Raw genomic sequence first — 24464 nt, 5'->3', positions numbered from 1 at the left:
GAGAATGCCCTGTTAGCCTCTTTGGCGCGCTTTTGACATTGCGTTAGGTCTGCAGGTCACGACGCTTGAACAGATAAAGGCCCAGTATGGCCAGTGCAGCGGATACAAGGCACAGGCCCGCCAACGTGAAAACAGCAACATCGTTTGCGGGATACACATAGGAGAACGGTGACAGGCCATATACCGCCGCGCTGATGCTCTGCTGTTCCCAGAGCACCTCCAACATCACAAATAAAACCAGCAAAGCAAAACTCGCCCCGTTCATCCATCCGGGCAGCAGGCCAAAGAAAAACACGGCAAGGCCTCCCATGACCCAAATAGCTGGGATTTTCCTGACCATTTCCAGAAGCAGCCGTGTAAATTCACCTGGCGTCCCGGTAGAGAGCGCCGCGCCCAGCCCAACACCAATACCTGAGACAAGAGCGATCACCGCCGTGCCAAGGAACACAAACAAAAGATGACTCAGGCAAAATCCGGATCTTTTGACCGGCAGGGATAAAAAGGTTTCTCCTCTGGCCGATTCCTCTCCGCGCAGAATACCGGCGGACATCAGGCAGTAAACAGAAATCAAAATGGCAAAAACATACAGCATCAGGGACATAAAGGCTTTGTCAACCCCGCCCAGCTTTTCAATGATCCCCGCAAGGGCCTCGGCGGAGCTGATGGAGCTGCCAAGCAATTCGGCGGCGGAGCCAAGGGCGAATGAGAATACGGCAAAAAAGCCAAGCCAGATAAAAAACATACCTTTCTGGATACGCCAGGATAGGGCAAGGGGCGTTTTGAAGCCGGGCCGGGCCGTGGCACGGCCTCCCCGCTGGGAAAATATCCCCGCGCCCATATCCCTCCTGTCCATCAACACAAGCGCAAGGGCGGCAAACACGAGTGTCATAAAAAGCGCAATCAGCAGCACCCAAAACTGTTCTCCGGCAAAAGGCCGGATCAGCAGCGGCCATTCAAGCGGGGACAGCAGCATGACGCCGCCGGCAACACCCTTGGCGTTCCACAGGATATGAATGGCCATAAGCGCCGCCAGAACGCCAAAGGAAGCGTTGCGGGCCGCTGACCCGCTGACAAAGAGCTGCGCCATAACCCCGCCGGCGCAGCCAAAAAAGCAGGCGGCGGTAAAGATGGCAAGGCAATGAGCCAGAGAGCCGGTAAAGCCAAGCCCCGCGGCTGACATGCCAAGGACCATGAATACCGTCATTGCAGCATTAATCAGCGCCATATTGGCAATGGCGGCAGCCAGCGGAGAAAGGCTGCCCACACAATTTGCGCCAAGCAGCTCCCTCTTTCCCTGTTCCTCGGCAAGACGGGTATGGCGTACCACATAGATAATGCTGAATATCCCAGAGAGGATGACGGCAAACACCTTGGTCCGCCATGTGACAAAGCCGGCAATGGAAATATCCAGGACCGCGCCGTGCATTGCAATGGTAAGTGGATCATTCAATGTTTTGCCTAATTCTATTAATGATTGCTCTGTGGGAAACAAAATCCTGGATGAGAGGATGTTGATGACAACCCATAATCCCGGAACAAGGAGCCAGATCAACATAAATATCCTGTGTTGCCGCAGATAGAGCCGCATCAGCCGGGTGGTTGCAAAGAATTTATTTCTCATACCGCACCTCCTTTATGCGTCCTTCTCATAGTAGCTCATAAACAGGGCTTCCAGCGTGGAAGGAGAGCCAGTGAAAATGCGAGACTTGATGGCTTCCAAACTCCCCTGTTCAATGATTCTCCCTGACTTAATCACACCGAGCGTATCGCAAAGGGCCTCCACTTCGGAAAGGATATGGCTGGACAGGAAGACCGTTTTCCCTTGCTTTTTCGCTTCCCGGACACAGTTCTGGAAAACCGCCTCCATCAGCGGATCAAGACCGGTGGTGGGCTCATCCAGAATAAAAAGCTCCACGTCCGACACAAAAGCGGAAATGAGCGCCACCTTTTGCCGGTTTCCCTTGGAATAAGTCTGGCATTTTTTTGTGGGGTCAAGGTCAAATTTCTCAATCAGCTCCGCCCTTCTGGCCTCGCTACAGCTTCCCCGCAGGCGGCCGAGAAAGTCAATGACTTCACCGCCGGTCATATTGCTCCAGAGACTGACTTCGCTGGGCACATAGGCAAGCCGGCGGTGCAGCTCCACGTTATCCCGCCACGGATCGCCGCCAAGGAGCGAGACATCGCCGTCATCCTTTTTAAGCAGTCCTAAAAGGATGCGGATAGTGGTGGATTTGCCCGCGCCGTTGGGGCCAATGAATCCGTAAATTCCTCCTTCCGGAACAGACAGGTCCACGCCGTCCAGCGCAGCAGTTTTCCCAAAATTCTTTTTCAAGCCGCGAATCGTGATTGCAGACATAAATATCCCCCCTTCTTATTTTTTTCGTAATTTAATAATAGTGACGGATTTGAATTCCGTAAAGAGATTTATCGTTGCTTCAGGCGCAACCTTTGGTTGCACACTATAACTACCACAATTTTTATCCCCAATATTTTCTTTTCATACTCCCCACGAAGTACAAATCAATCGTGCAATCATAAAACCACCGGAATGTCATGATCATGACATTCTGATGGTTCGTACTTAGTATGTATCTTACCTGCCGGCCCAAATCGAAAATGGAAGGATAAGCCTTCTTAGGGCGGAACTTATGGGCCACTACAAGCGCTTCGAACCAACTCACCATTTCCGGATTGGTGGCGATCCAGGCTCGTCCTGCCTGGTGGCGGATAACCGGCCGTCCACCTACCTTGCTTCAGAATGGTTAAGTTTATAGTAAAAAATATTAATATGCGATTTCGCAGAAATATGGGATGTGGTTTCGAAGCATCACAACATGTGCATCATCTCCCCTCCCTGCCGACCCGGTCCTTGTCGGCACGCAGGCAGGTCCCGTCCGTTCCCATATGTTGTAATCGACAGGGGACTGAAAACTTGACGGTTTGCTTGATGCTTGACATTTGATTTCCTCCAATCGTTTGTGGTTCTTCTCCTTAAAAAAGGGCATAAAAAAAGCTGTGGCATCTTATTTCTAAAATACCACCGCTAATTCCGTAGCAGGGATTCCTTATTTGTTTCCACCGTAGATATCAAAAGGCAAGCATGTTGTTTACACTGTAAAGGGAATAATCATTTTAATTTAATCTTATTGGTTTATGATAGTTCATGCTTGGTTCTATAGTCCACTAATGTAGGCGGTACGGTATAAGCAGGGAATAAGCAGGGAAACTCCCTGCTTATTCCGACTTCAGATGCTTCTATTTAATTAAATCAAGTTCGCCTTCTGCAGCATCCTCATAACAATGGTTGCCGCCTGCGCTCTGGTAATGTTGTCATCAGGCGTGAGCATACTGTTGTCGCCGACAATTATTCCGGACTTGACGCACGCCGCGGCGGAGTTCCTGGCCCAACTGTCGAGGCTGCCGTTGTCCTTGAATCCGGCAAGCTGTGCGTCCACATCAGCTCCGGCGATATCGGCATTGATGCCGGCCAACTTGGCCGCCCCGGCGATAACCACCATCGCCTCTTCTCTGGAGATAGCCTTGTTGGGACTGAAGGTTCCGTCGTTGTAACCGTTGATGATGCCATATTCATACGCCGTGGACACTGCCCCGTTGAACCAGTCATTGCCGGTAACATCTCTGAAGTTATTTTTTTCGCCCTTTTCACCGAGTCCAAGCGCTCTCACTATTATTGCCGCGAACTCGGCGCGAGTGACATCCCTGTCGGGCGAATAATTATTCTCGTCGACGCCGCTGACGACCAGCCTTGAACCCATCTCATTCACGTAATCCTTTGCCCAGTGGTTCTCCACATCCTTGAATGTCTTGGGATGCCAGATCACCGTATAGGTGCTGTTGGTCAAACTGTTCACAACCGCGTAATATTTGCCGTCCCTGACTATAATTTTTGTCGGCACGTGCGTCAATGTTCCGTCGCTGTTCATGCTCACAGCCGTGGTTATCTTTTGGGGGTCTATCCCTTCGGGTATGGCGATGGTTCTTTCGACAAAGGCGTTGAAACTTTTAACTTCCACCGTCTTGTCCTCATATGTGCAGGTCACCTTGAAGTCGACCGGGGGCACAACTATGGTATAATTATTTTTCTCCGCCGCGTCCTCGACAAATTGCACCGTCCCGTCCGGGCTCCTGGCAATCTCGATGTTCACATTGATGTCTTCAAGTTCAACATTCTGGCCTAGTTGGGCTGCAACATCGTCGATATTAATCTGTGCCGCGGGCAGGGTGTACGAGGCGTTCTCTGTCTTGATTTCAACAACCGCGCTTTTTTGCTCCATGCTCTTGACCATCTGCCCGTTAAGCTGCCCTATAACAGTATCGGCCTTGGTGCTGACCGGAATGGTAACTACTGTGTTTTCGCCTTCTTGTTTGAGCTTTTCCTCAAGTTTCTGGGGATCTAGGACAACGGTAGTCACTGTCCGGTCACCGACCGTTATGGTGCTCGCGGTGGCCGACCCTCCCTCGATCTTGCCGTTGACCATTATCTCCACGTTTGAGTCTGATGAACCCGCCTGTTGCGTGGTAGACGTTCCGCTTTTGTTTCCGCCGTTGCTGGACGCGTGTGATATCGTCAGGCTGAAACTTGCGCTGGCGCTGGCGCCAGCGCTGTCGTATACCATGGTGGACACGGTGGAAGTACCCGCGGAAGTCGGCGTGCCGTAAACCTGTCCTGAAACTGTATCCAGATTTAGACCTAACGGCAAACCGGCCGCGCTCCAGGTGTAAGGCGCGGTCCCGCCGCTGGCTGTTAATGTCGCGCTGTACGATGTTCCCACCCTGCCGCCCGGCAGGCTGGTAGTGGTGATGGTTAAGCCAGGTGACGCCGGGTTTACAGTCAGGCTGAAACTAGCGCTGTCGCTGTCGGCAGCGCTGTCGTATACCGCGGCGGACACGATGGAAGTCCCGGCGGAAGCAGGTGTGCCGTAAACCTGCCCTGAAACTGTATCCAGATTTAGACCTAACGGCAAACCGGCCGCGCTCCAGGTGTAAGGCGCGGTCCCGCCGCTGGCTGTTAATGTCGCGCTGTACGATGTTCCTGCTGTGCCTGACGGCAGGCTGGTAGTGGTTATAGCCAGGTCGGACGCCAGCGCTGGCGCGGGCAGGTTGACTGCTGAGCTGGTTATCTGGCTAAGCGCCCCGGCATCGAAGGCCAGCTGCGCTCCGGTGACTGCCGCCGCGTTGGTGGTGCCCAGATCGGTGAAGGTTACTGTTCCACTGCTTGCTGTTACCTTCACTGTGCCTGTCAGTGTCCAACTGCCTGCGTCTTTCTTGGACGCTGTTACCTCCGTCACGCTGTCGTTTGTGCATGTGTTCCCGTAGGTGTCTTTCAGGGTCACCTCGGGTTGCTGGGCGAACTGCCCCCCGTTGGCAGCTGCCGCGGTGATGTCCTGGGTTAATGCCATGGACGCCGCTGCCGCCGGCACGGGTGTGATTGACACGGTGTTTGTCGCCGGGGTGGTTACACCGGCTATGCTGAACCCGATGGTCTGTGCGGAGGCGTTGTTCAATACCAGGTTGGGTGTCGCTACGCCGCCTGTGAAGGTTACGCTGATTGTGTTGGGCGACGCTGTCAGGGTGGTGCCGTTAAAGCTGCCGCAGCTGCCGTCAGGCGCTGCCGTATATCCTGATACTGTCACATCTGCCGCGCCGTTGAAGGTTGTGTCGGTATTCCCGAGTGAATCTTTCACGGTCAGGGTAATGGCATCGTTTGCTCCGGCAACTGGTCCCGCGGTCACCGCAGCGGCGGTTGCGGTCTGGGCGGACGCAGGTGCGGGCAGGGTTACCGTTGTACTTGTCACTTCGGTCAAGCCCGTTGCGTTGAAGGCCATTTGGGCGTTGTCAACCTGTGCCTCATTGGTGGCTCCAAGATCTGTGAAGGTTACTGTCCCACTGCTTGCTGTTACCGTCACTGTGCCTGTCAGTGTCCAACTGCCGGCGTCTTTCTTGAACGCTGTTACCTCCGTCACGCTGTCGTTTGTACATGGGTTGCCGTAGGTGTCTTTCAGGGTCACACTCGGCTGCTGGGCAAACTGCCCTCCGTTTGTCGCAGGGGCTGTGATGTCCTGGGTTAATACCATGGACGCCGCTGTCGCCGGCACGGGTGTGATTGACACGGTATTTGTCGCCGGGGTGGCGACACCGGCTATGCTGAACCCGATGGTCTGCGCGGAGGCGTTGTTCAATACCAGGTTGGACATCGCGACGCCGCCTGTGAAGGTTACGCTGATCGTGTTGGGCGACGCTGTCAGGGTGGTGCCGTTAAAGCTGCCGCAGCTGCTGTCCGGCGCCGCTGTATATCCTGATACTGTTACATCTGCTGCCCCATTGAAGGTGGTGTCGGTATTCCCGAGTACATTTTTCACGGTCAGGGTGACTTCGTTGTTTGCTCCGGCTGTAGGTGTTAATGTTTCCGCGGAGGCGGTCGCGGTTTGGGCCCCGACCGGCGCTGGCAGGGTTACCGTTGTACTTGTCGCTTCGGTCAAGCCCGTTGCGTTGAAGGCCATTTGGGCGTTGTCAACCTGTGCCTCATTGGTGGCTCCAAGATCTGTGAAGGTTACTGTTCCACTGCTTGCTGTTACCGTCACTGTGCCTGTCAGTGTCCAACTGCCGGCGTCTTTCTTGGACGCTGTTACCTCCGTCGCGCTGTCGTTTGTACATGGGTTGCCGTAGGTGTCTTTTAGGGTTATCTCCGGCTGCTGGGCGAACTGCCCTCCGTTTGTGGTGGGCGCTTGAATGTCCCGGGTTAATACCATGGATGCCGCTGCCGCCGGTACGGGTGTGATTGACACGGTGTTTGTCGCTGGAGTGGCGACACCGGCTATACTGAACCCGATGGTCTGCGCAGAGGCGTTGTTTAATACCAGGTTGGGTGTCGCGACGCCGCCTGCGAAGGTTACACTGATTGTGTTGGGCGACGCTGTCAGTACTGTGCCGTTAAAGCTGCCGCAGCTGCCGTCCAGCGCTGCTGTATATCCTGATATTGTCACATCCGCCGCTCCGTTGAAGCCTGTGTCGGTATTCCCGAGTGCATTTTTCACGGTCAGGGTGATTTCATTGTCTGCTCCGGCAACCGGTCCTGCAGTCGCCGCGGCGGCGGTTGCGGTTTGTGCCCCGACCGGCGCCGGCAGGGTCACCGTTGTACTTGTCGCTTCGGTTAACCCCGTTGCGTTGAAGGCCATTTGGGCGTTGTCAACCTGCGCCTCATTGGTGGCTCCAAGATCTGTGAAGGTTACTGTTCCGCTGCTTGCTGTTACCGTCACTGTGCCTGTCAGTGTCCAACTGCCGGCGTCTTTCTTGGATACCGTTACCTCCGTCGTGCTGTCGTTTGTACATGTGTTGCCGTAGGTGTCTTTCAATGTCACCTTGGGCTGCTGGGCGAACTGCCCTCCGTTGCTGGCAGGAGCCGTGATATCCTGCGTTAATTCCATACTGGCAGCGGTTGCCGGCACCGGGGTTATAGTTACACTGGCGTTGGGTGCGGTTACCTCGCTTACGCTAAACCCTATGGTCTGCTCATCCGCTTTGTTGAGCGCCAGGCTGGAGGTTCCAACTCCATCGGTATAGCTTACGGACACGTCGGTCGAGCCATCCGCTTCCAGAAGCGTTCCGCCAAAACTTCCGTACGTACCATCGGGCGCTGCTTCATAACCGGTTACGGTTACCATCCTGTCTCCGGCGAAAGTCGTGTCGATGTTCCCCCAGGAGTCCTTCACCGTCAGCGTCACCGTGTTGTCGGCACCCGCCGAGGGACTGCCTGCCGCGGCAGAGGCGCTGACCGAAGCGGCCGGAGTGGCACCGAAAACCACGCTAATATATGGTTGATTACTGCTGCCATTACATCGAGTAAAGCCATAATCGTCAGATCCACCGGTATTCGATCCTACCAGCACAAAACTAAACGTTGTATCTGAAGCCGAAATATTCGCTTTTACATAATCGGTTACATCAAAACTATACCATCCCGTAGAAGAGAACCCCGTCTGGTCAGTATAAAGGGCTGTAATCTCCCAGCTTGCAGGCATGTCTGTCAGTGATGTTCCCCAATCGTCGTCACTTGAGCCATAAAAATCAAAACTGCCAGTGCCCGTAGATTGCGAGGCATCGAAATATAGTTTAACAATAGCGCTCTCAATGGTCTTTGTAGTATTATAGCCCGTTATGTCAAACTGTACTGCGGCATTTTCCTGCGAACCACCATAACAGCCCACATAAGCCGTAGCCGAATCGCCATAACTATCCGCGCACTTGGTAGCCGTGTAGCTGGCAACCGTAGCAGGATCATATGGAGTTGCGTTCACTTCATTGCAGTCCGCCTCTGTCCCGCCCACTATGGCAACTAACTTGAAGTAATATTTTTGCAAATTGGTTAGCCCGGTTACAGTAGCGCTGGTTGAGGCACTCGTTAATGAAACCGGGGTAGCAGTGAAGTTTACCCCATCTGTCGATTGATACAAAACTACGCTGGCAGCTCCGGTCACCGCCGTCCAGGTTAAATCCACCTGCGCATTGCCTGCAGTTGCAGCCAGGTCGGTAATCTGGTAGCGCGGAATTGCGGATATTTCAGTCGAATTACTGCTTTCGCCAACACTGCTGAAAGCTCTCACCACAAAATAGTAGGTAGTTCCATTGGTTAGCCCGGTTATGGTTGTACTCGTAACCGCAGCCACGGTGGCATCAGGGGTTGAGGAATATGACCCGGATGCCGTTCCTACGAATATTTTATATCCGGTGGCAATATCATCACCGGTCCAATTCAATGTTACCTGTCCATTATCCGGGGATGCCGTTACATTCGTTGGTGTTCCCGGTGTAGCATAGTTTTTTGTTGCCCTGTCTCCCTCAGGTCTAAAAGCCGATTTAATCGATACGTACAGGCTGCCGCTGGATGCGGTCAACTCGGGAATGGTTATGGCGGCTGAAGTATTTCCACTTGTTACCGTAGCAGAACCAAGCAAAGTTCCCCCTGATGAAGCGTCATAAACATAAACGTTATCTCCTTCTACCAGTGAAGTTGCCGTTACCGAAGTGGTGGAGTTTATTGTAATATCACTGGCATACGGTGCCGGAGCCCGCAGAACCGGATAAGCATTGCCTTCATTGATATACCATGCCGAAGTGAAATCCCACTCCTCAGAAGCTGGCTCCTTAAAAGTTGACTGTAGTTTGAGGTTTGCGTCTGTGGTCGGGGCAGCTCCCTCATTCGAACCGCTGGAACCTGCTACTGACGCAAGGCCATAAGCTGCTGAAGTACTCAGAAAGAAATTATTATTCACGGTTCCCGACCATTTATTTGCTACGATTCCGCCTTTCATCGTCGCTGTACCGCTAAGCGATCCGGCGAAATAGCATTTACTTATCGTACCTCCAGAAGTATATCCGGCAATACCGCCAGCCGTCGCGTTAGAATTATTACCGATAACGTTCCCTGTGCTATAACAGTTTTGCACCGTACCAGAACTGTCGCCGACAATACCTCCCACACCACCATAATAACTGTTTGTTACGCTGGTGGTCCCGGTCACACTGCAGCCTTGTACCGTACCGCTGAGCCACCCGACAATGCCGCCCACAGAGTTTGTAGTCGAACTGTTACAAGTAATCGAAGCATCTACTAAGTCAATATTTTTTATAACTCCTCCGTTTCCGACACTTCCAAAAAGGCCGGTTGTTCTTTGAGCAGAGGTGCTGGTGCTTATTGTAATGTTTGATATCTTCCTTCCACATCCATCATAGGTTCCTATAAAGTTGGTGGTCTCGGTGCCTATTGGATCCATGCTGACTCCCGACATGTCTATATCGGCGGTCTGTTTACAATAGCTACCTTGTGTAGTGGAAATGTTACTCGACAGCCACACCAAATCCGAAGAATCATCGATTATGTACGGGTCCGTACTAGTCCCGCTCCCCGCAGGCGCGGCTTCAGCCTTTATATTCTGATTGACAAACAAAAAAATTAAAAAACAACACAGAGACAAGATAAAACCTAAAATCCTCTTTTTGTTTAGCACCATTAAGTCTTCCTTCCCTTGTATTTTCTGGCATCACCCCTTTATTGATTCTGGTTCCAGAATTTCAAGTGATGCCTACCGTTCTTATTTAACGTGTTGCCTAAGTACATCAACAGTTACTTTTGCTGAGTTAAGGATAATTATTAATAAAAATCTCTTATGTTTAATTCGACTAATTTCAATAAAATTCCTTTTCTTTGTTTAAAAACATTTTCGTTCATTGATTTTTTACTCATTCTTTAAACAGTACTTTGAAGCTTATATTGACCATAAGTTTCTACCGAAGAAATCCTGTAACAATGGGATTTCTTTAGTATTAGAAACTTATATTGGCCGTAAGTAGTAGAACGAAGTTCATTTCTCTTGCTAAAATTTTATACAACATAAATCTAAACTATAGTTTAAACTTCTATAAAGCAGCACAGATGGCCTGTTCATCGGTGGCTGTGTGCTACTCCCTCAATGCCCAAACGCAACGATAGGTATTGCCGCAGATGAAGTGGTGTTGAATTTGATGACGGATGGCGCGATCATGTCGAGAAATTCCTGGATGCGGACATCATCCTGTGGTGCTATTGAGCTCTCGGCTTTTCCTGCCATAAGGTTCATCCTTTCGATTTTACTTTGGAACATAAAAAAACCACCAGCAAAATGGCGGTTTGGCTGCTGATATAAATTGATTGAAAAATCTCTGGTATAATGTCTAGCATAAAGTTTAATTAGAAAGTGTTTTGGTTTAGCTTAACTTGGCAATACCATAATTATATTAGGCGATTACGGCTTATTATGGATCAAGAAAATTTTTTGCTCGCGAAGTATTTTTGCATTCTACAAAAATGACCGTCAATAACAAGGTTAGCACAGGTTTCCAGCAGGCTCAACCGCCAATCGGACCATCCGTCGTAGATTTTGCTTGCAGCTTTATTGAGGAGCTTTCAATAACTCCCCCGATATCTCCATCGGAATCATCGGCGGACTCCAGCAGGGCGAGCATTTCGTGAAGAATACACAGGTAAAGTTCCAGCGATCTTTTATAATCACCTTCGGTTGCAGTCTGCTCCGCTCTTTCCAGCACCTTAGCAAAAGGGTTACTATCTTTTGATGCTATACCTGGAGCTTAAATGTCAATATAGTGGGGGGTGCATTTTAATAGAGTCGGAGCCGCCGTCAAGAAGTTTTTTACCGCCGGGATATGCTGACACCGGCAGGGGTTCCTGCGGGCGGTTAAACTCAGTTATGTATTTCCAGTAGCGCTTTGGCATATGACTCGCACTGGGGGTTATGCCGCCCCTTCACCTCAATGGTCTCGTAGAAGAGCCGCCACAGCTCGCGGAAAGATTGTTCCTTTTTATCAGGTTCGGGCAGTACCAGATCTTCAACAGCAATGATTGCGGACTGGTAAGGGTGGTACGCCAGCGCCATACCATGGGTTTTGTCAAAAATAAAAAAGCGTTCCTCCGGATAGCGTTGGCAGAAATGCTGCCTCAGCAAAGGAAGTACATAGTTTTTAGGCTCTATTTCGCCTACGAGGACGTTGTGAAAAACAGAAAAGCGCAGGAACCCTTTCAGCAGGTGGCTTTCGTTTTTCAAATGCTTTACGGCTTTAAAGAGTATATGCATTGCGTCATTGGCCAGCATAGCCATCACGGAGGGGCCGTGACAGTAGCCCATGCGCATAAACCGCAGGATATGCAGTTCCTTTTGAGGAAGACAGGTTAAAAAGGCATGCCGCAGGAAATCCAGGGCCGCATGCCCCATTTTTTTCGGAATAGAGGCCAGCACCCGGTTTGCTTTCTGCGGATCGGTCATAATTTCTTTAACCGGAAAGAGTATGGCTTGCGGTATGTCCGGTGTTAAAATCTCCGCCGGCATTTCTCTCTTGTCATAACTCTCAAAGACACAGCACAGCAACCCATTGAAGCTGCCGTCGTAAAGATAAATCATATTTGACCGGTCAAGCATTTCTGAACATCCTCCTGACAGGATAACGACTCATCAAAAAGAGAAAGCTGCTCCGCTGCCGGATGCGGGGGGGAATTCTCGTTATACATGCCCCAGGCTTTTTCAGACATCAAAGCCCTCAGCACCGCATCCCAAGTGATTTTCAGGCCGTCCGCGATTTTACCGCCGCAGGTGATGAAATACTGGGCGCGTTTAAGTACGACCCCCAGCTTTCTGAGCGCGTCGAAATTGAGAGCAGCGGTGCGGCGGGCAGTTATAATCCGCTTAACACTTGTTACGCCGATGCCCGGCACCCGCAGCAGGTCGTTATAGGACGCACGGTTTACGTCCATTGGAAAAAACTCCATATGGTTAAGGGCCCAGTTGCATTTGGGATCCAAATAGGGATTAAAGCTTTGGTGCCGCTCGTCCAAAAGTTCCCGGGCGGTAAAACCGTAAAACCGCAGGAGCCAGTCCGCCTGGTAAAGGCGGTGCTCCCGCAGAAGCTGCGGTTTTGTGCCTATGGCCGGTAAAATGGCGTTTTCAGCTACCGGCATATAAGCAGAAAAGAAAACCCGGTTTAGCTTGTATGTTTCATATAGGCTTTCGGTTAAATTTAAAATCTGAAAATCCGTGTCCGGCGTGGCTCCTATAATCATCTGGGTGCTCTGGCCAGCAGGGGCGAACTTTGGTCCGTGCCGATATCTTTTCCTGTCTGAGGAACTCTCTTTTATGTGGTTATGAATGTATCCCATCGGCCCCAAAATAGCGTGCTTTGATTTGTCCGGGGCCAGCAGCCGCAAACCGTTTTGAGAGGGAAGCTCAATATTCACGCTTATCCGATCCGCCAGCGCGCCGATTCGGTCAATCAGTCGGCTGTCGGCACCCGGAATAATTTTGGCGTGAATATACCCGGCAAAACGGTACTCCTCCCGCAGTATGCGCAGAGCCTCCAGCATTTGCTCACAGGTATAGTCGGGATTCTTAAGCACACCTGAACTCAGAAAAAGACCTTCAATGTAATTGCGGCGGTAAAAATTGAAGGTCAGTTCCGCCAACTCACGAGGTGTAAAGGTTGTCCGCGGCGGATCGTTAGAACGGCGGTTGACGCAGTATTGGCAATCATAGACGCAAACATTGGTCATCAGCACCTTTAACAGCGAAACACATCGTCCATCCGCCGCAAAGCTGTGACATACGCCGCAGGCCACTGCGCTGCCAATACCCCCGGCAGCCGCCTTTCTATCCACTCCGCTGGAAGTACAGGCCACATCATATTTTGCCGCACCGGTCAATATTTTCAGCTTATGAAAAACATCCAACCCCTCAACTCCTTACAGTCTTTATCATATTACAGAACATATGTTCTGTAAAGAAATTTGTTACATCCTGAACTTTATAAGAACTCCGATTTAGATGCATCTATGGAAAACGGGCTTTCTGAAATTGCTTTCAAAAAGCCCGTAGACCTGTTTTGACGTATTATACTTTATTTTGTTTAGTTGAGAATATCTTTAATTTGCGGAATGGTTTTGCCTTCCGCTCTCAAACTTTTAATGTAGGAAATACGCTGGATCGTATCGACACGTTTATATCTTCTCGTTAAATTTTCTTCCGCTTGTTCAAAAACCAACATGCCTTCTTCGGTATAAAATTTGAGCGTGCTGTATCTCACGCCTGTTAATCTTACCAGTTCTCCAATCGTAACGTATGGTGAGTTCTCTATCACTTCTATGCTTCTCTGCCTTGACACGATACAAAACTCCCTCAATGCGCTGTCGATATTGCGGCAACGGCAGTAACAGCGATAATCATATCAACATAATCCACCATTTGCTTTACCAACTGATTGGAAGGAGCTTCTTTGATTTCTTGTAAACGGGCCTTTAATTGTTCAGATTCATATTTAGAAAAATATTTTTTTATCTGATGGCTTTTTTCCAGCAGACTAACCAGTGCCACTGTTTCATCGGATATGGTTCCGTTTTCAAGCAACTCCGCTCTTATCTTTTGTATCACTTTATCAACTTCGTCCGGATTGGGGATAAAATAAAATTTATTGCCGAAGATGCCGCCTTTTCGAGAGGTCACACAACCTCTGTCAGCCAAAGAATTTCCAATATCCGTTACCAATGCATTCAGTCTCTTATCGGTAAAGGTCAGGCTATATTCCTGAGTAATTTTTTCGATTTTCATTGGTTTGGATGTATTGAGCCAGTCAAAAAGAGATTTCAAATGGAATTGTTTCTCGCTTAAATTGCCTATCACGCAAACCTTATTCTTTTCGTCTATTTGAATACAATTGCTTGCTAGCAGTTTGGTTAACCCGCCTGCCAAAACACAAACGGGAATTTCTGTACTAAGTGCAGGGAATTTCCCTTTTTTGTTTAGAGAACATAATACATATTCCTGAGAAATTGACAGATCTTTCATGGTATTATCTCCTTATAGATTAGTTATTACTTATCACTTACTACTTATGATTTAACTATAGCCTAAAAAATCAAGTTGTCAATAGATGTATTTAAAAACTTTTAAAGATGATATAGAGCATATGATAAATGATGATATCTATCAGAAACTACAAAGAAGCCAACTGCCCAAATCGCAATCGACTTCTTTCGATAAAACTCTTTTGGTGGAGGCGGGGGGAATCGAACCCACCGTCCGAAGGACCGACCACAGGAGTATCTCCGAGCGACGTGAGTTGATATTGCGATCCTCCCCAAACAACTCCGGGTGTTCGCGGGAACTTCAGTTGCAATCTTTTCGATAATCTTTTCCTTTTGAGCTTTCTCAAACCAATTTCCGGAATTAAATTCAAGTTTTTCAACCATTTAAAAACACCTCCATAAAAAAACTCGAAGACAACACTATGTCCTCGAGTAATTAAAATTTCTTTTTAGCAGTTTATCACTATCTATGAATAGACTCTGCCATTTTAATCAATTGTTCATTATCAATTCCAGAAGCAACGGCCCTAAGCATGTACATAACGCCATCAATTTCTATATCGATATTGCCCTCACCGATAACTCCTTGATTACCATTAATCTCAATTTTTTCAATATTACCGATACCTGCTTCATAGGCAGTTTCTTCGTTCATCAATCTTAGCTGCAAATAGATATCCTTGGCGTGGTCACCGTTGCTAAAATAAACAGAAACATATTCGCAATCTTCAACAGGCTTTCCGTTTTCATCATTGAACAGTTGTATTCTATCAAATTTATAGCCCTCCGGCATATAGCTGGGCAATGAAAAGTCAAATGTTAGGTAGTGCTTTGCTTCATCTAGGCTGGTCATTGTGGTCATTTTACTGCTTTCCCGCTTGTTATATTCTTCCTTGCTTAGTGCTTCAAATTTTGTGATAAGACCCCCGTTTGCATCTTTAGAAGTCAAAACAGAGAGCATCAATAACTCGCCGTTTTGATTATAAATATCTCCATTTTCAGGTAATTGTTGAATTACATTCCCGTCCTGGTCATATAATTTACCTTTAAGTTCATCAGGTATTGTTAAATCCGGCGCACTTGTTCGCTCTGTTATAATATATTTAGCATGTTTTCCAACAAAAACTTCTTTAATGACCCTATAGTATCCTTGTCCGTAAGAAGTCATTGCAAAACCCATAACGAAAACAGTTACTGCAGCTATAAAAACCGGTTTTATAAATGATTTTTTCATGGCATAATTCTCCTGTTTATCAATATATTTTTGATTCTCAATCGTTAATAGTAATTTGTTTAGTATTCTTTCTTTAGCACTGCTTTCTGAACTAAAATCTGTTTTTAATAATTCTTCTACCTGCCTGTCATTGCTTGTTTCACCCATTGCTTACTGTGCCTCCTTTTCTAATTCCTTGCGTAGTTTCTTCAAGCTTCTAAAAAGAATTACGCCTACATTGGAATCAGATATACCCATGACTTCCGCAATATCTGTATTTTTCAACTCAGCAGCAAACTTCAAAGCTATTACATGCCTCTCCTTTTCGCTGAGTTTTGCCAATGCTTTTACTAGGGATGCATTGTTTTCATTGATTACTATGACTTCTTCCGGCTGATTGCTCCCTGAAATTAAACCAATAACATAGTCTAGCGATATATTGAAATTTTTTTTCGTACGTAAATAATCATTTACGGCGTTACGGGCGATTCCAATAAGCCAAGCTTCAAATACCGACCTCTTAGGGTCATAGGTGTTATACTTTTGGATAACCCGCTCAAAAACCTGACTTACAAGATCCCCCGTATCGTGATGGTTATTTATTCTATAGCTGATGTAGTTATACACACGTTGATAATACGTTTCATATATTTCTTTGAATACACTGGCATCAATATTAATTCTGCTTTGCTGTTCTTTAGTTGCATTTTTTGCAACCAAAATGGCAGACTCCATGGCTTCCTCCTTTCGTAACATTGCGCAATGTTTTATTCTTCATATGTAAATACGGGAAAAAGCCGATTCCATTACAATCTTTTTAAGTTATTTTAATTTAGTAACATTTCACGATATCTATGGACGGAAAAGGAAGACCATGGATAACCAGCGAATAGAGAGATTTTTCCGTTCGTACAAATGGGAAAAACTTCACTTGGAAAAATATGAGACAACTGCAGTGTTTGATCGGGACACTTTAATGCAGTAGCTGCAAGCGGTAAGATGCCTCGGCAGTATCCCGCTAAGGGGCTTAATAGATGCGAACTCTAAGAGATAAGAATCTTACGTTAAAAGAATTATTAAATTTCGATAATGCCTTTTACTCAGAACGGGAAGATACCAGCATAACAGTGGATGGCTCTATTAATGTTTATGATTTATTGATGTCGACGGTAGGTAATCTTCCGCGATGAGTAAGCGCTAAAAATCCTCTTAGTTATTGACATTAAAAGCTTTGCAAGCTATGATCCAAGGGGTAGCAGACTGAATTTGATTATTGGAGGGATACCGTCCGGTCGGGGCAGCAATCTGCGCCAACCGGAAAAGAGAGATTGAACAGATACAGACTTAAAATGCCTTTTTCTAGGGTGTTTTTTGCTGTGTCTGTTCATCTTTCGATTGGTATCCCTTTTGGGTTTCGGGGGATACCGTTATAAAGCGGTATTCCCTTTTTCAGTCTGCTATCAAATAAATATAGGGAAAGGAAAATATGATGCTTACTTTAGATGATTTAATAAACGCCGACCGGTGCCCGGCCCCGTATGAGCCAGGTGCAGAGCTTTGGAATGATCCGCATATTTCCAAAATGATGCTTGAGGCACACCTTTCACCAGATACCGATGCCGCAAGCTATAAGCCGGAAAAAATTCAAGCAATCTGTGAATATTTAGCTCGGACAATGGGTCTTAAAAACGGAGACTCGCTTGTAGACCTTGGCTGCGGCCCTGGGCTTTACTGTTCGCAGCTTGTTCAAAAGGGCTTTCACCTGACTGGAATAGATAGGTCGGAAAACTCAATCTGTTATGCCAGAAATCATAATCACAACAAACTTGTAAATTATATTCTTGCAAGTTACCTGAATCCGTTTGGGGCCAACCAATTTGCTGCAGCTTTGATGATTTCACAGGACTACGGCGTTCTTAGCCCGGAAAACAGAAAAAAATTACTTGGCAACATCCGCAATGCGCTTAAGCCGGGTGGCTATTTTGCTTTTGATGTTTCCAGTATGGCTGCTTTTCAGAATAGGATAAATAATCCTATTTCAAAATGGTATGCGTCCGCTTCAGGATTCTGGAGACCGCATAAACACTTTATTCTGGAAAAAACAATTATTTACCCGGATATTCCCACAATATGCGACTTTGTAGTTGTATTCGATTCCGGTGTAAAGGCATATCATATCTATCAGTCTTTCTATTCGCCGGAGTCCATAAGTTTGGAACTCGAAGAAAATGGTTTTCGGGTAGAAGCGGTTTTAGCCAATCTATACGGTGAAAAATACAGTGCGGCTTCACTAGAGATAGGTGTTATTTGTAGAAAAGCTTAAGGGATTGGCTTGTTTAGCATGCCAGGGCAGCCTCCTGACTGCCCTGGTTCGCTAAATATTCCTTTGCTGCCCGGGCGGCTGGAATGCAATCTCTTTAAAGCCGAAGCGGTCGACATATGAGTGCGAAATGGCCCTGGCTTATTGCAGGACCATACTCCAGCCTTATATCCGCCGTCCAGTAGAAAACAGTGTCATTCAGAGATATTACTGCCCAAGTTGCGATTTCTTACGGGCCTTTTCATCGGTATCGCAAGGATCTGCTGGTAATGATACAATGGCTATAGTAAGTATTATATTCAATAGTTTGTGCCGGCCAAAGTAATCTTTTGTAATTAGTAGAGAATTTTCACCTTGCCAGCCGATACCAGCGCGAACCGCGGCAAGTTTATGCCTTCATTCACAATATTCCCAGAGGAATTTAAGTCCTGTTGACAGATATATAAAGCTCAAAACTGATCAAAACCCCAGTTCCTCATCTATGATAACAACCTCGACCTTTTCCATGCCAAGCATCTTGTTCCAAAGGACAACCAGACCTCTGCAGATACGGTCAGGGCTTTTGCAGTCATAGCACTTCAGTTCTCCTTTGGAACAGGGCGTGTTCTTCTTAAAACGTCTAGCGTTTAGCGGCGCAGCGACGTTCCTTGCACGCCATAGCGCCCTGTCAAAGTCCTCCGAGAGCTTATTAGTGCCAATAAGAATGTAAACTTTTTTCTTGCCATACAGCGTATTGGCGACTCTGTTGCCCATACCGTCGATGTTGATTATTTCTCCGGTTTCTGCAATTGCATTTGCACTTGTTATATAAACTTCTGCGGCCGCGGAGTTTTTACGTGCTTCATCCATCTCCTGCTTCCAGTGCCAATAAACACTATTGTTTTCACCAAGACGTTCGAACAGTCCCAGAGTCTCGACGGTCTTGCTGCCTCCAAAGCCAATGGTCTCGCCCTTGAGTTGTGACGCAACGTAGTCAACTGCTTCCTTCCCTGTGGTAAATTGACTGGCATCAAAGCCCCGGCTATTCAGGTTTTTCATGGTTTTTTCAATATTTATCATTATTTAACTTCCTCCGTTTTATTATTTTATCCCACTTATAATATCATTGAATACATAAATTGCGGGTTTCATGTATGTTTAAAAGAATAACTCACGTTTCGATTAGCCAGCACCACAGCTAATGATGATACTATACATCAACTTACTATTAACTATATTATAATATTGTGGTAGAATTCTAACAGTCAAAATTTATCAGCAATCATATGCTCTCCGATAAAATAATTATGGCACCAGAAGCTGAAGAACATCTTGGCGGCTGAATGGACGGTGCTACAGTAATGGCCACAAGGAGGTAACATAATGGCAACAGAATTGATGAAAGATATTTACAGGCTTGAAGTCCCTCTCCCGAAAAATCCGCTGAAATTATTGAACGCATACTTGATAAAGGGCAAAGAACGTAATCTGCTGATCGATACCGGATTCAACCGTTCAGAATGTGAGGAAGCACTCATGTCGGAGCTGGCTTCGCTGGGAGTGGACTTTAATAAAACAGACATTTTTATCACTCATTTGCATGCTGATCACAGCGGCCTCCTCTTCAAAATCAAAACTGAGAACAATACCGCGTATTGTCATAAGTTAGACGCAGCTATAATAAACCGCTTGGCAGATCCTGCATATTGGGATTATCTCGTAGATGAATTTGTAAAAACCGGACTCAGGATGTCACCGGAACTCGCAGTGGAGACTCATCCCGGCTGGCTATACAGGCCAAATAATAATGTAGATTTTACCTATGTCGAAGACGGCGATAAGATCATGGTCGGTCGGTATACTTTCACGTGCGTTTATACACCCGGTCACTCGCCCGGCCATATGTGCCTATATGAAGAAAATGAAAAAATATTGTTTGCGGGAGACATGATCCTCGGTGATATCACACCAAACCTCTGTATAGAACTTTATCTTGAATATCCTCTGACAGACTATCTGGAGAGTCTGGATAAAGTAGAGAAGCTCGATATCAAACATATATTTGTCGGACACCGGAGCATGCTCAAGGATGTTTACGGTAGAATCAGGGAACTCAAGGAACATCATGCCGCGCGTTGCCAGGAAGCGCTGATGGTTCTGGAATCGGGACCACTCGATGCTTGGGAGGCTGCTATAAAAATGACATGGGATATCCAGGCAAAAGACTGGCACGCATTTCCGCCTTCCCAGAAATGGTTTGCAACTGGTGAAGCTCAGGCGCATTTGCTTTATTTGTGGCAAATAGGCAAGGTACGCCGCAAATTCAGGAATGACGGAGTAAATTATTTTGAGCTGGAAGATGGCGTTCCTATCGAGCGTGAACTGATAAGCGCATGGAGAAAAGAATTCAAACACAAAAAGTAACTGAAAAAACAACTGCTATTGACTTATACTTTTCACTTTTAAGCTTGCTGGGTGGCAGGTGTTGATGAGAATGTGGCCGGGTCACTTGTGGATTTAAAAGCGGGTGAAAAAGTGATAGCCATAACTCCTATCGGCTATCCCGTCAAGGAACTATCCTTTGAAGAAAAAATGATGGCCGGCTTTGGCCGTAATCATAAGCGTAAACCGTTGGGTGAACTGGTCTTGGGGGATTCAAAAGAATCATGGCCGGGTTGGGTTACCGAATCCCTTGAAGCCGCCAGACTGTCACCTTCGGCGGTCAATCGCCAGCCCTGCCGTTTTAAGGTTGAACCGGGGGCCATAACTGTTTTTGTGGACGGCAGGGACACCTATAACATATCTAAACGCCTGGACTGCGGTATTGCCATGCTACATATTCATGTGGCTGAAAAATATAAGCTAAAAGTTGCATTTACCCGAATTAACTCAGAGCCGAAATGTACCTCCTATGATTCATAACTAATATATATCCAACATTTAGGTCTGAGAACCAGCAATAATGAAGTTTATTTATATATTTAGTCTTCGCTATAAACTGTTTTACCCTTTTGAATTATTTCATCAAACAAAAAGTCTCCCTGCGTGGCTTTTTGGTACTGCTCGACCGAGTACGGACGCGGAGATATATCCAGATCAATCCCCCGGGTAATTTTTTTCAGCAGCAGGGATTCTTTAAACCTGTCCCGCCCGAGGTCTGGAGAAACGATGGCTAGGTCGATATCGCTGTCTTCGTTGTAGTTGCCAATCACCAGTGACCCAAAAAGAATAGCTTTCTTAACTCGGATATTTTTTGACTTCAGCTTTTCCAAATATTTCCTTATGCTTATTTCATAGTTTTTTTTAGCCATTCGAAAATCTCCTCTGTTTGATCAAGTATACTCTTTGTTACTGCCTGGGTACAATTGTTGGCCAAGCTCTCTCTATCCTCGGCATATCTTGATTCTATGTAATAAAGAGAAAGGGTGTCTAAAAGGCTTGCCTGACCATCATTTAATTGAGCTAAAATACCCGCCGCATCGGCCAGGGCTTCCAAATCATGCTTCCTGGGCGGTGTTTTTTTGTATTTCTCATAATATACGGCCTTGATAATTTTTTCAATGGATTGCTGGCAGAAGAAAAGGCAATGCAGGTACTTCTTTTTATCAAAGAGGTGACCGGCTACTTCAAGGTCTTCCTGGGCAAGGTCAATCCAGTTTTGAGTTTTCGGCTTCAAAGCCCCACCACCTTTCCAGCTTTTAACATTCTACACTATTTACTGTCTAGACAAATACAGCCAATTGCAACTCAAAATGCATACACTAAAAAATTTCGGATAGACTTCAAAAAAATAAAAATAAATTATAAATAGTTATTAGCAAACCACACTTTATAGTTTTCAACAGGCTGATAGTTTACCGAACCTTTATCAATTACCTCTATATCCAAAAGTGGAAAGTGATATTTTTTGCAGCCATGTCTTATTTCAACAATTAACCCAAATAAGTCATCTACTCCGGATATACCTTTTACACTGATTTTATCCCCTTCATTAAGTGGGCCATTTTCCTGATATTCTGATATTTGAGCATCTAAAGGGAACACACAAGTCATCTCCAAATATTTCTTAAACGCATCTAACATAACCTCTATATCATCCTTATCAATGTTTGCAAATATTCTAATCTATCCGTATACCTGCTATACCTAGCCAATTCCCTAGACAATTCTCGACTATCAATTGAAGAACATATAATTCATCTTCTTCGGAATCTCTGATTTTCACTGATATAAAAGCGTCTTTTCTACGCCAGGTTTTCCAAATTATTAATTCTAAAATTTTACTTTAAGGAGTTCTTCCTTAAAAGCAGGCTTCCTCGGATATATTGCCAGAAGCTGCGAGACGACCTGCCGGGCCTTCTCTGAAGAACCTATCTTTAAAAATTGCCTGATGAGGGAGCAAATCTCCCGGTACGCTTTACGGTTTCCCGCCCTTTGCGCTTCATCGAGGATATGCTGTATAAAAAGATAATCAACCTCGTTGCGGAAAACGGGAAGCAGGTGCTGATAGTATCTGGTGATATAGGCTGGTCTGGCCTTGACATATTCGAGAAGCTTCTTTTGTTCCCCTTCCTCAATCAAGATGGAAGGATAATTATCGTGATAGCCCTTTTGTTCTTCAAGGGCTTTGATTAAGCCGGGGTATACCGAGGCCCATTCCTTGTCCGGATATGACTCCTTTAATTCCTTATAGTAATCAAAGCTGCCGTCGAGGATGAACTCCACGGCAAGATTGCGCCGTTTATCCAGCTGTCCGGACAGCCTGTACGCTTCATATCTGGCTTTTTTCCACTGGTTGATGAGACCATGCATGCCCCGGTCAAGCTGTTCGCCTTCCAGGGCCAACCTTTCAACACGATCGTAATCCTTGTTAGCCATTGCAGCTTCAATGGCCTTTTCTCTGAAGAGTGGGAAATTGATGTTTTGCTCCAGGAAATCCGCCGCGTGAACCTCTCCTTCAAACTTGAGAATCAACCGGTGGAGGATCGCGGCGATTCTTTCTGCCAGGTACCGTGAACTCCATGAATCATTCAATTCTTCAACGGTCGAGTTTAATTGTCTTTCAAATATTTTCCTTTGACGACCGTCATTAACAAGGTTAGCACAGGTTTCCAGCAGGCTCAACCGCCAATCGGACCATCCGTCGTAGATTTTATTCGCGGCTTCATTGAGGAGCTTTTTAAAACAATATGCAGATGCTGCCGCCGGTAGGCCGCTGTCCGCCATTTCCGCTAAGGCCGTGAGTGAGTGATTAATAACGCTGCCCACATCTCCGCCGGAATCATCGGCAGACTCCAGCAGGGGGAGCATTTCGTGAAGAACACACAGGTAAAGTTCCAGTGCTCTTTTATAATCACCTTCGGTTGCAGCCTGCTCCGCTCTTTCCAGCACCATCCAACCGCCTTGGACGGCATCGGGGGCTTTGTTGTATGAAACGAAACCGTGCCGGTCGGAGTGTTGCCTGATATAACTCCTAATCAGTCCTTTGCATTGCCGGAGTTCCTCTTCCAAATCACCCGCGCCGAATTCCAATTCCTCCCTGCGACCTATTTCATCGTATTCAAGCGCCAGCGAAATCAGAAATTTTACAAGCTTGTCCCCGGACTGGGCGGATAGAATTCTTGCGAGCCGGTCGGCGGGAGATTCTTTAGCCGGCGAAAACTGTTTCGTCATTATACCGGTAAGGCCTGTGGTTTTACCTGGCGAGTCAACTGTTAAAGCGGCATGATCATCCTTGAACATTTCTCTAAGAGTGTAAAGCACGGCGATCTCGTGCTTGCAGTGTGGGCCCATGTCATATGGGCAGTCACAGTCCGAAAACAAAACATCTCCCTCTTCGCTAAACGCGATAGTGACCTTGTAGTCATAAGTTCCGGCCACAACCGCTATGTAATTATTTTTATCCTTCTTATCAACGGAATTTACACAACCACCCAGGTAATATTCACTGCCGCGAGCAAGTATCTTACCGTCTATATATTTTTCAAAATCCATAATATTCATTTTGAAATCAATCCCCACATACCCTCCATTAAGTTTTGCCAGTATATCTGCCCAGTTGTACCAGCAAAAAGCCTCTATCCTCATCCGTTTTTGTCAAAGAATACTTAAAGCAGATCCAAATCTTAATGTATTATTTAGACGGGCTCAGCTTTGATTTCATGTCATCAGAAATTTCATCAAGTATAGCATCAAAAGATAGTAACCCTTTTGCTAATGCATATGGAACAATCATTTCTGGTGGCAAATCAGTATACCTACCGTACAGTTTTTCACAACCAAATGAATAAAAAAAGCAAGCAAAAAGGATTTCCTTTTTTTAGTATCTATCCAATAACCCCGAAAAAATATTTTACCAAATATTTAATGAATGAGAAGTTAGGTAATAAAAGATGCCATATCACACCTATTAAGCCCCTTAATTGAGTTTGAGCCATACCCCCTTATTAATATAAACTAATATTAACGGAGGGGTATGGATGAAACGTAAAAGATATCCTCAGGATTTCAAAGAGCAGCTTGTTAAAGAAGCC

19 protein-coding genes are annotated in these 24464 nt (G+C 46.6%); 3 read left to right on the top strand and 16 right to left on the bottom strand.

Going from position 1 to position 24464, the window contains the following annotated elements:
- Positions 1-43: 43 nt before the first annotated feature.
- From Psfp_RS11245 to Psfp_RS11200, 11 genes are all read right to left on the bottom strand, one after another.
- Complete coding sequence (locus Psfp_RS11245; RefSeq protein ID WP_134218635.1) at positions 44-1621, bottom strand: ABC transporter; 1578 nt, start codon at positions 1619-1621, stop codon at positions 44-46.
- Between the two features lie 12 nt (positions 1622-1633).
- Entirely contained in the window at positions 1634-2356 is a 723-nt protein-coding gene (locus tag Psfp_RS11240) for an ABC transporter ATP-binding protein (RefSeq protein ID WP_134218634.1), read from the bottom strand.
- A gap of 907 nt (positions 2357-3263) precedes the next feature.
- Positions 3264-9791: an S-layer homology domain-containing protein gene (locus Psfp_RS11235; protein ID WP_192895380.1), complete on the bottom strand. Its 6528-nt coding sequence runs from the start codon at positions 9789-9791 to the stop codon at positions 3264-3266.
- A gap of 693 nt (positions 9792-10484) precedes the next feature.
- Positions 10485-10658 carry a hypothetical protein gene (locus tag Psfp_RS21655; protein WP_192895387.1) on the bottom strand — a complete coding sequence of 58 codons (174 nt, stop codon included), beginning with the start codon at positions 10656-10658 and terminating at the stop codon, positions 10485-10487.
- A gap of 244 nt (positions 10659-10902) precedes the next feature.
- Positions 10903-11100: a hypothetical protein gene (locus Psfp_RS11230; protein ID WP_134218632.1), complete on the bottom strand. Its 198-nt coding sequence runs from the start codon at positions 11098-11100 to the stop codon at positions 10903-10905.
- 155 nt (positions 11101-11255) lie between these two features.
- Complete coding sequence (locus tag Psfp_RS11225; RefSeq protein ID WP_243120595.1) at positions 11256-11987, bottom strand: TIGR03915 family putative DNA repair protein; 732 nt, start codon at positions 11985-11987, stop codon at positions 11256-11258.
- A complete protein-coding gene (locus tag Psfp_RS11220; RefSeq protein ID WP_134218631.1) occupies positions 11966-13288 on the bottom strand; it encodes a putative DNA modification/repair radical SAM protein in 1323 nt (440 codons plus the stop codon). The genes Psfp_RS11225 and Psfp_RS11220 overlap by 22 nt, the downstream gene beginning before the upstream one ends.
- A gap of 176 nt (positions 13289-13464) precedes the next feature.
- Positions 13465-13719 (bottom strand): helix-turn-helix domain-containing protein, encoded by a 255-nt coding sequence (locus Psfp_RS11215; protein ID WP_192895379.1) that lies wholly within the window; start codon positions 13717-13719, stop codon positions 13465-13467.
- A gap of 14 nt (positions 13720-13733) precedes the next feature.
- Entirely contained in the window at positions 13734-14399 is a 666-nt protein-coding gene (locus tag Psfp_RS11210) for a GPP34 family phosphoprotein (protein ID WP_134218630.1), read from the bottom strand.
- 483 nt (positions 14400-14882) lie between these two features.
- Positions 14883-15800, bottom strand: a complete 918-nt coding sequence (locus Psfp_RS11205) for a DUF4367 domain-containing protein (RefSeq protein WP_134218629.1) — start codon at positions 15798-15800, stop codon at positions 14883-14885.
- A 3-nt stretch (positions 15801-15803) separates the two neighbouring features.
- Complete coding sequence (locus tag Psfp_RS11200) at positions 15804-16367, bottom strand: sigma-70 family RNA polymerase sigma factor (protein ID WP_134218628.1); 564 nt, start codon at positions 16365-16367, stop codon at positions 15804-15806.
- Positions 16368-17118: 751 nt separating this feature from the next.
- Between Psfp_RS11200 and Psfp_RS11195 the strand changes: the two genes are divergently transcribed.
- Complete coding sequence (locus tag Psfp_RS11195; protein WP_134218627.1) at positions 17119-17955, top strand: class I SAM-dependent methyltransferase; 837 nt, start codon at positions 17119-17121, stop codon at positions 17953-17955.
- A gap of 456 nt (positions 17956-18411) precedes the next feature.
- Here Psfp_RS11195 and Psfp_RS11190 read toward each other — a convergent pair whose 3' ends face one another.
- Entirely contained in the window at positions 18412-19011 is a 600-nt protein-coding gene (locus Psfp_RS11190) for a lactate utilization protein (protein ID WP_134218626.1), read from the bottom strand.
- 303 nt (positions 19012-19314) lie between these two features.
- On the opposite strand from Psfp_RS11190, the gene Psfp_RS11185 reads away from it, so the two are divergent.
- Positions 19315-20355, top strand: coding sequence for an MBL fold metallo-hydrolase (locus Psfp_RS11185; RefSeq protein ID WP_134218625.1), 1041 nt, complete (start codon positions 19315-19317; stop codon positions 20353-20355).
- A 51-nt stretch (positions 20356-20406) separates the two neighbouring features.
- Positions 20407-20853, top strand: coding sequence for a nitroreductase family protein (locus Psfp_RS11180; protein WP_134218624.1), 447 nt, complete (start codon positions 20407-20409; stop codon positions 20851-20853).
- A 59-nt stretch (positions 20854-20912) separates the two neighbouring features.
- On the opposite strand, the gene Psfp_RS11175 is transcribed toward Psfp_RS11180, so the two are convergent.
- The 4 genes from Psfp_RS11175 to Psfp_RS11160 form a co-directional block, all read right to left on the bottom strand.
- Positions 20913-21242: a nucleotidyltransferase domain-containing protein gene (locus Psfp_RS11175; RefSeq protein WP_134218623.1), complete on the bottom strand. Its 330-nt coding sequence runs from the start codon at positions 21240-21242 to the stop codon at positions 20913-20915.
- The gene (locus Psfp_RS11170) at positions 21218-21607 is read right to left on the bottom strand and encodes a HEPN domain-containing protein (protein ID WP_134218622.1); all 390 of its coding nucleotides are present in this window, start codon (positions 21605-21607) and stop codon (positions 21218-21220) included. Before Psfp_RS11170 ends, Psfp_RS11175 begins: the two co-directional genes overlap by 25 nt.
- A 125-nt stretch (positions 21608-21732) precedes the next feature.
- Positions 21733-22014 carry a calcium-binding protein gene (locus tag Psfp_RS11165; RefSeq protein WP_134218621.1) on the bottom strand — a complete coding sequence of 94 codons (282 nt, stop codon included), beginning with the start codon at positions 22012-22014 and terminating at the stop codon, positions 21733-21735.
- A gap of 189 nt (positions 22015-22203) precedes the next feature.
- Positions 22204-23925, bottom strand: a complete 1722-nt coding sequence (locus Psfp_RS11160; protein WP_243120594.1) for a hypothetical protein — start codon at positions 23923-23925, stop codon at positions 22204-22206.
- Positions 23926-24464 lie beyond the last annotated feature (539 nt).

Source organism: Pelotomaculum sp. FP (assembly GCF_004369245.1).
Lineage (GTDB): Bacteria > Bacillota > Desulfotomaculia > Desulfotomaculales > Pelotomaculaceae > Pelotomaculum_C > Pelotomaculum_C schinkii.
Note: the sequence above shows the minus strand (reverse complement) of the source record. Positions and strands in the feature narration are given on the sequence as shown.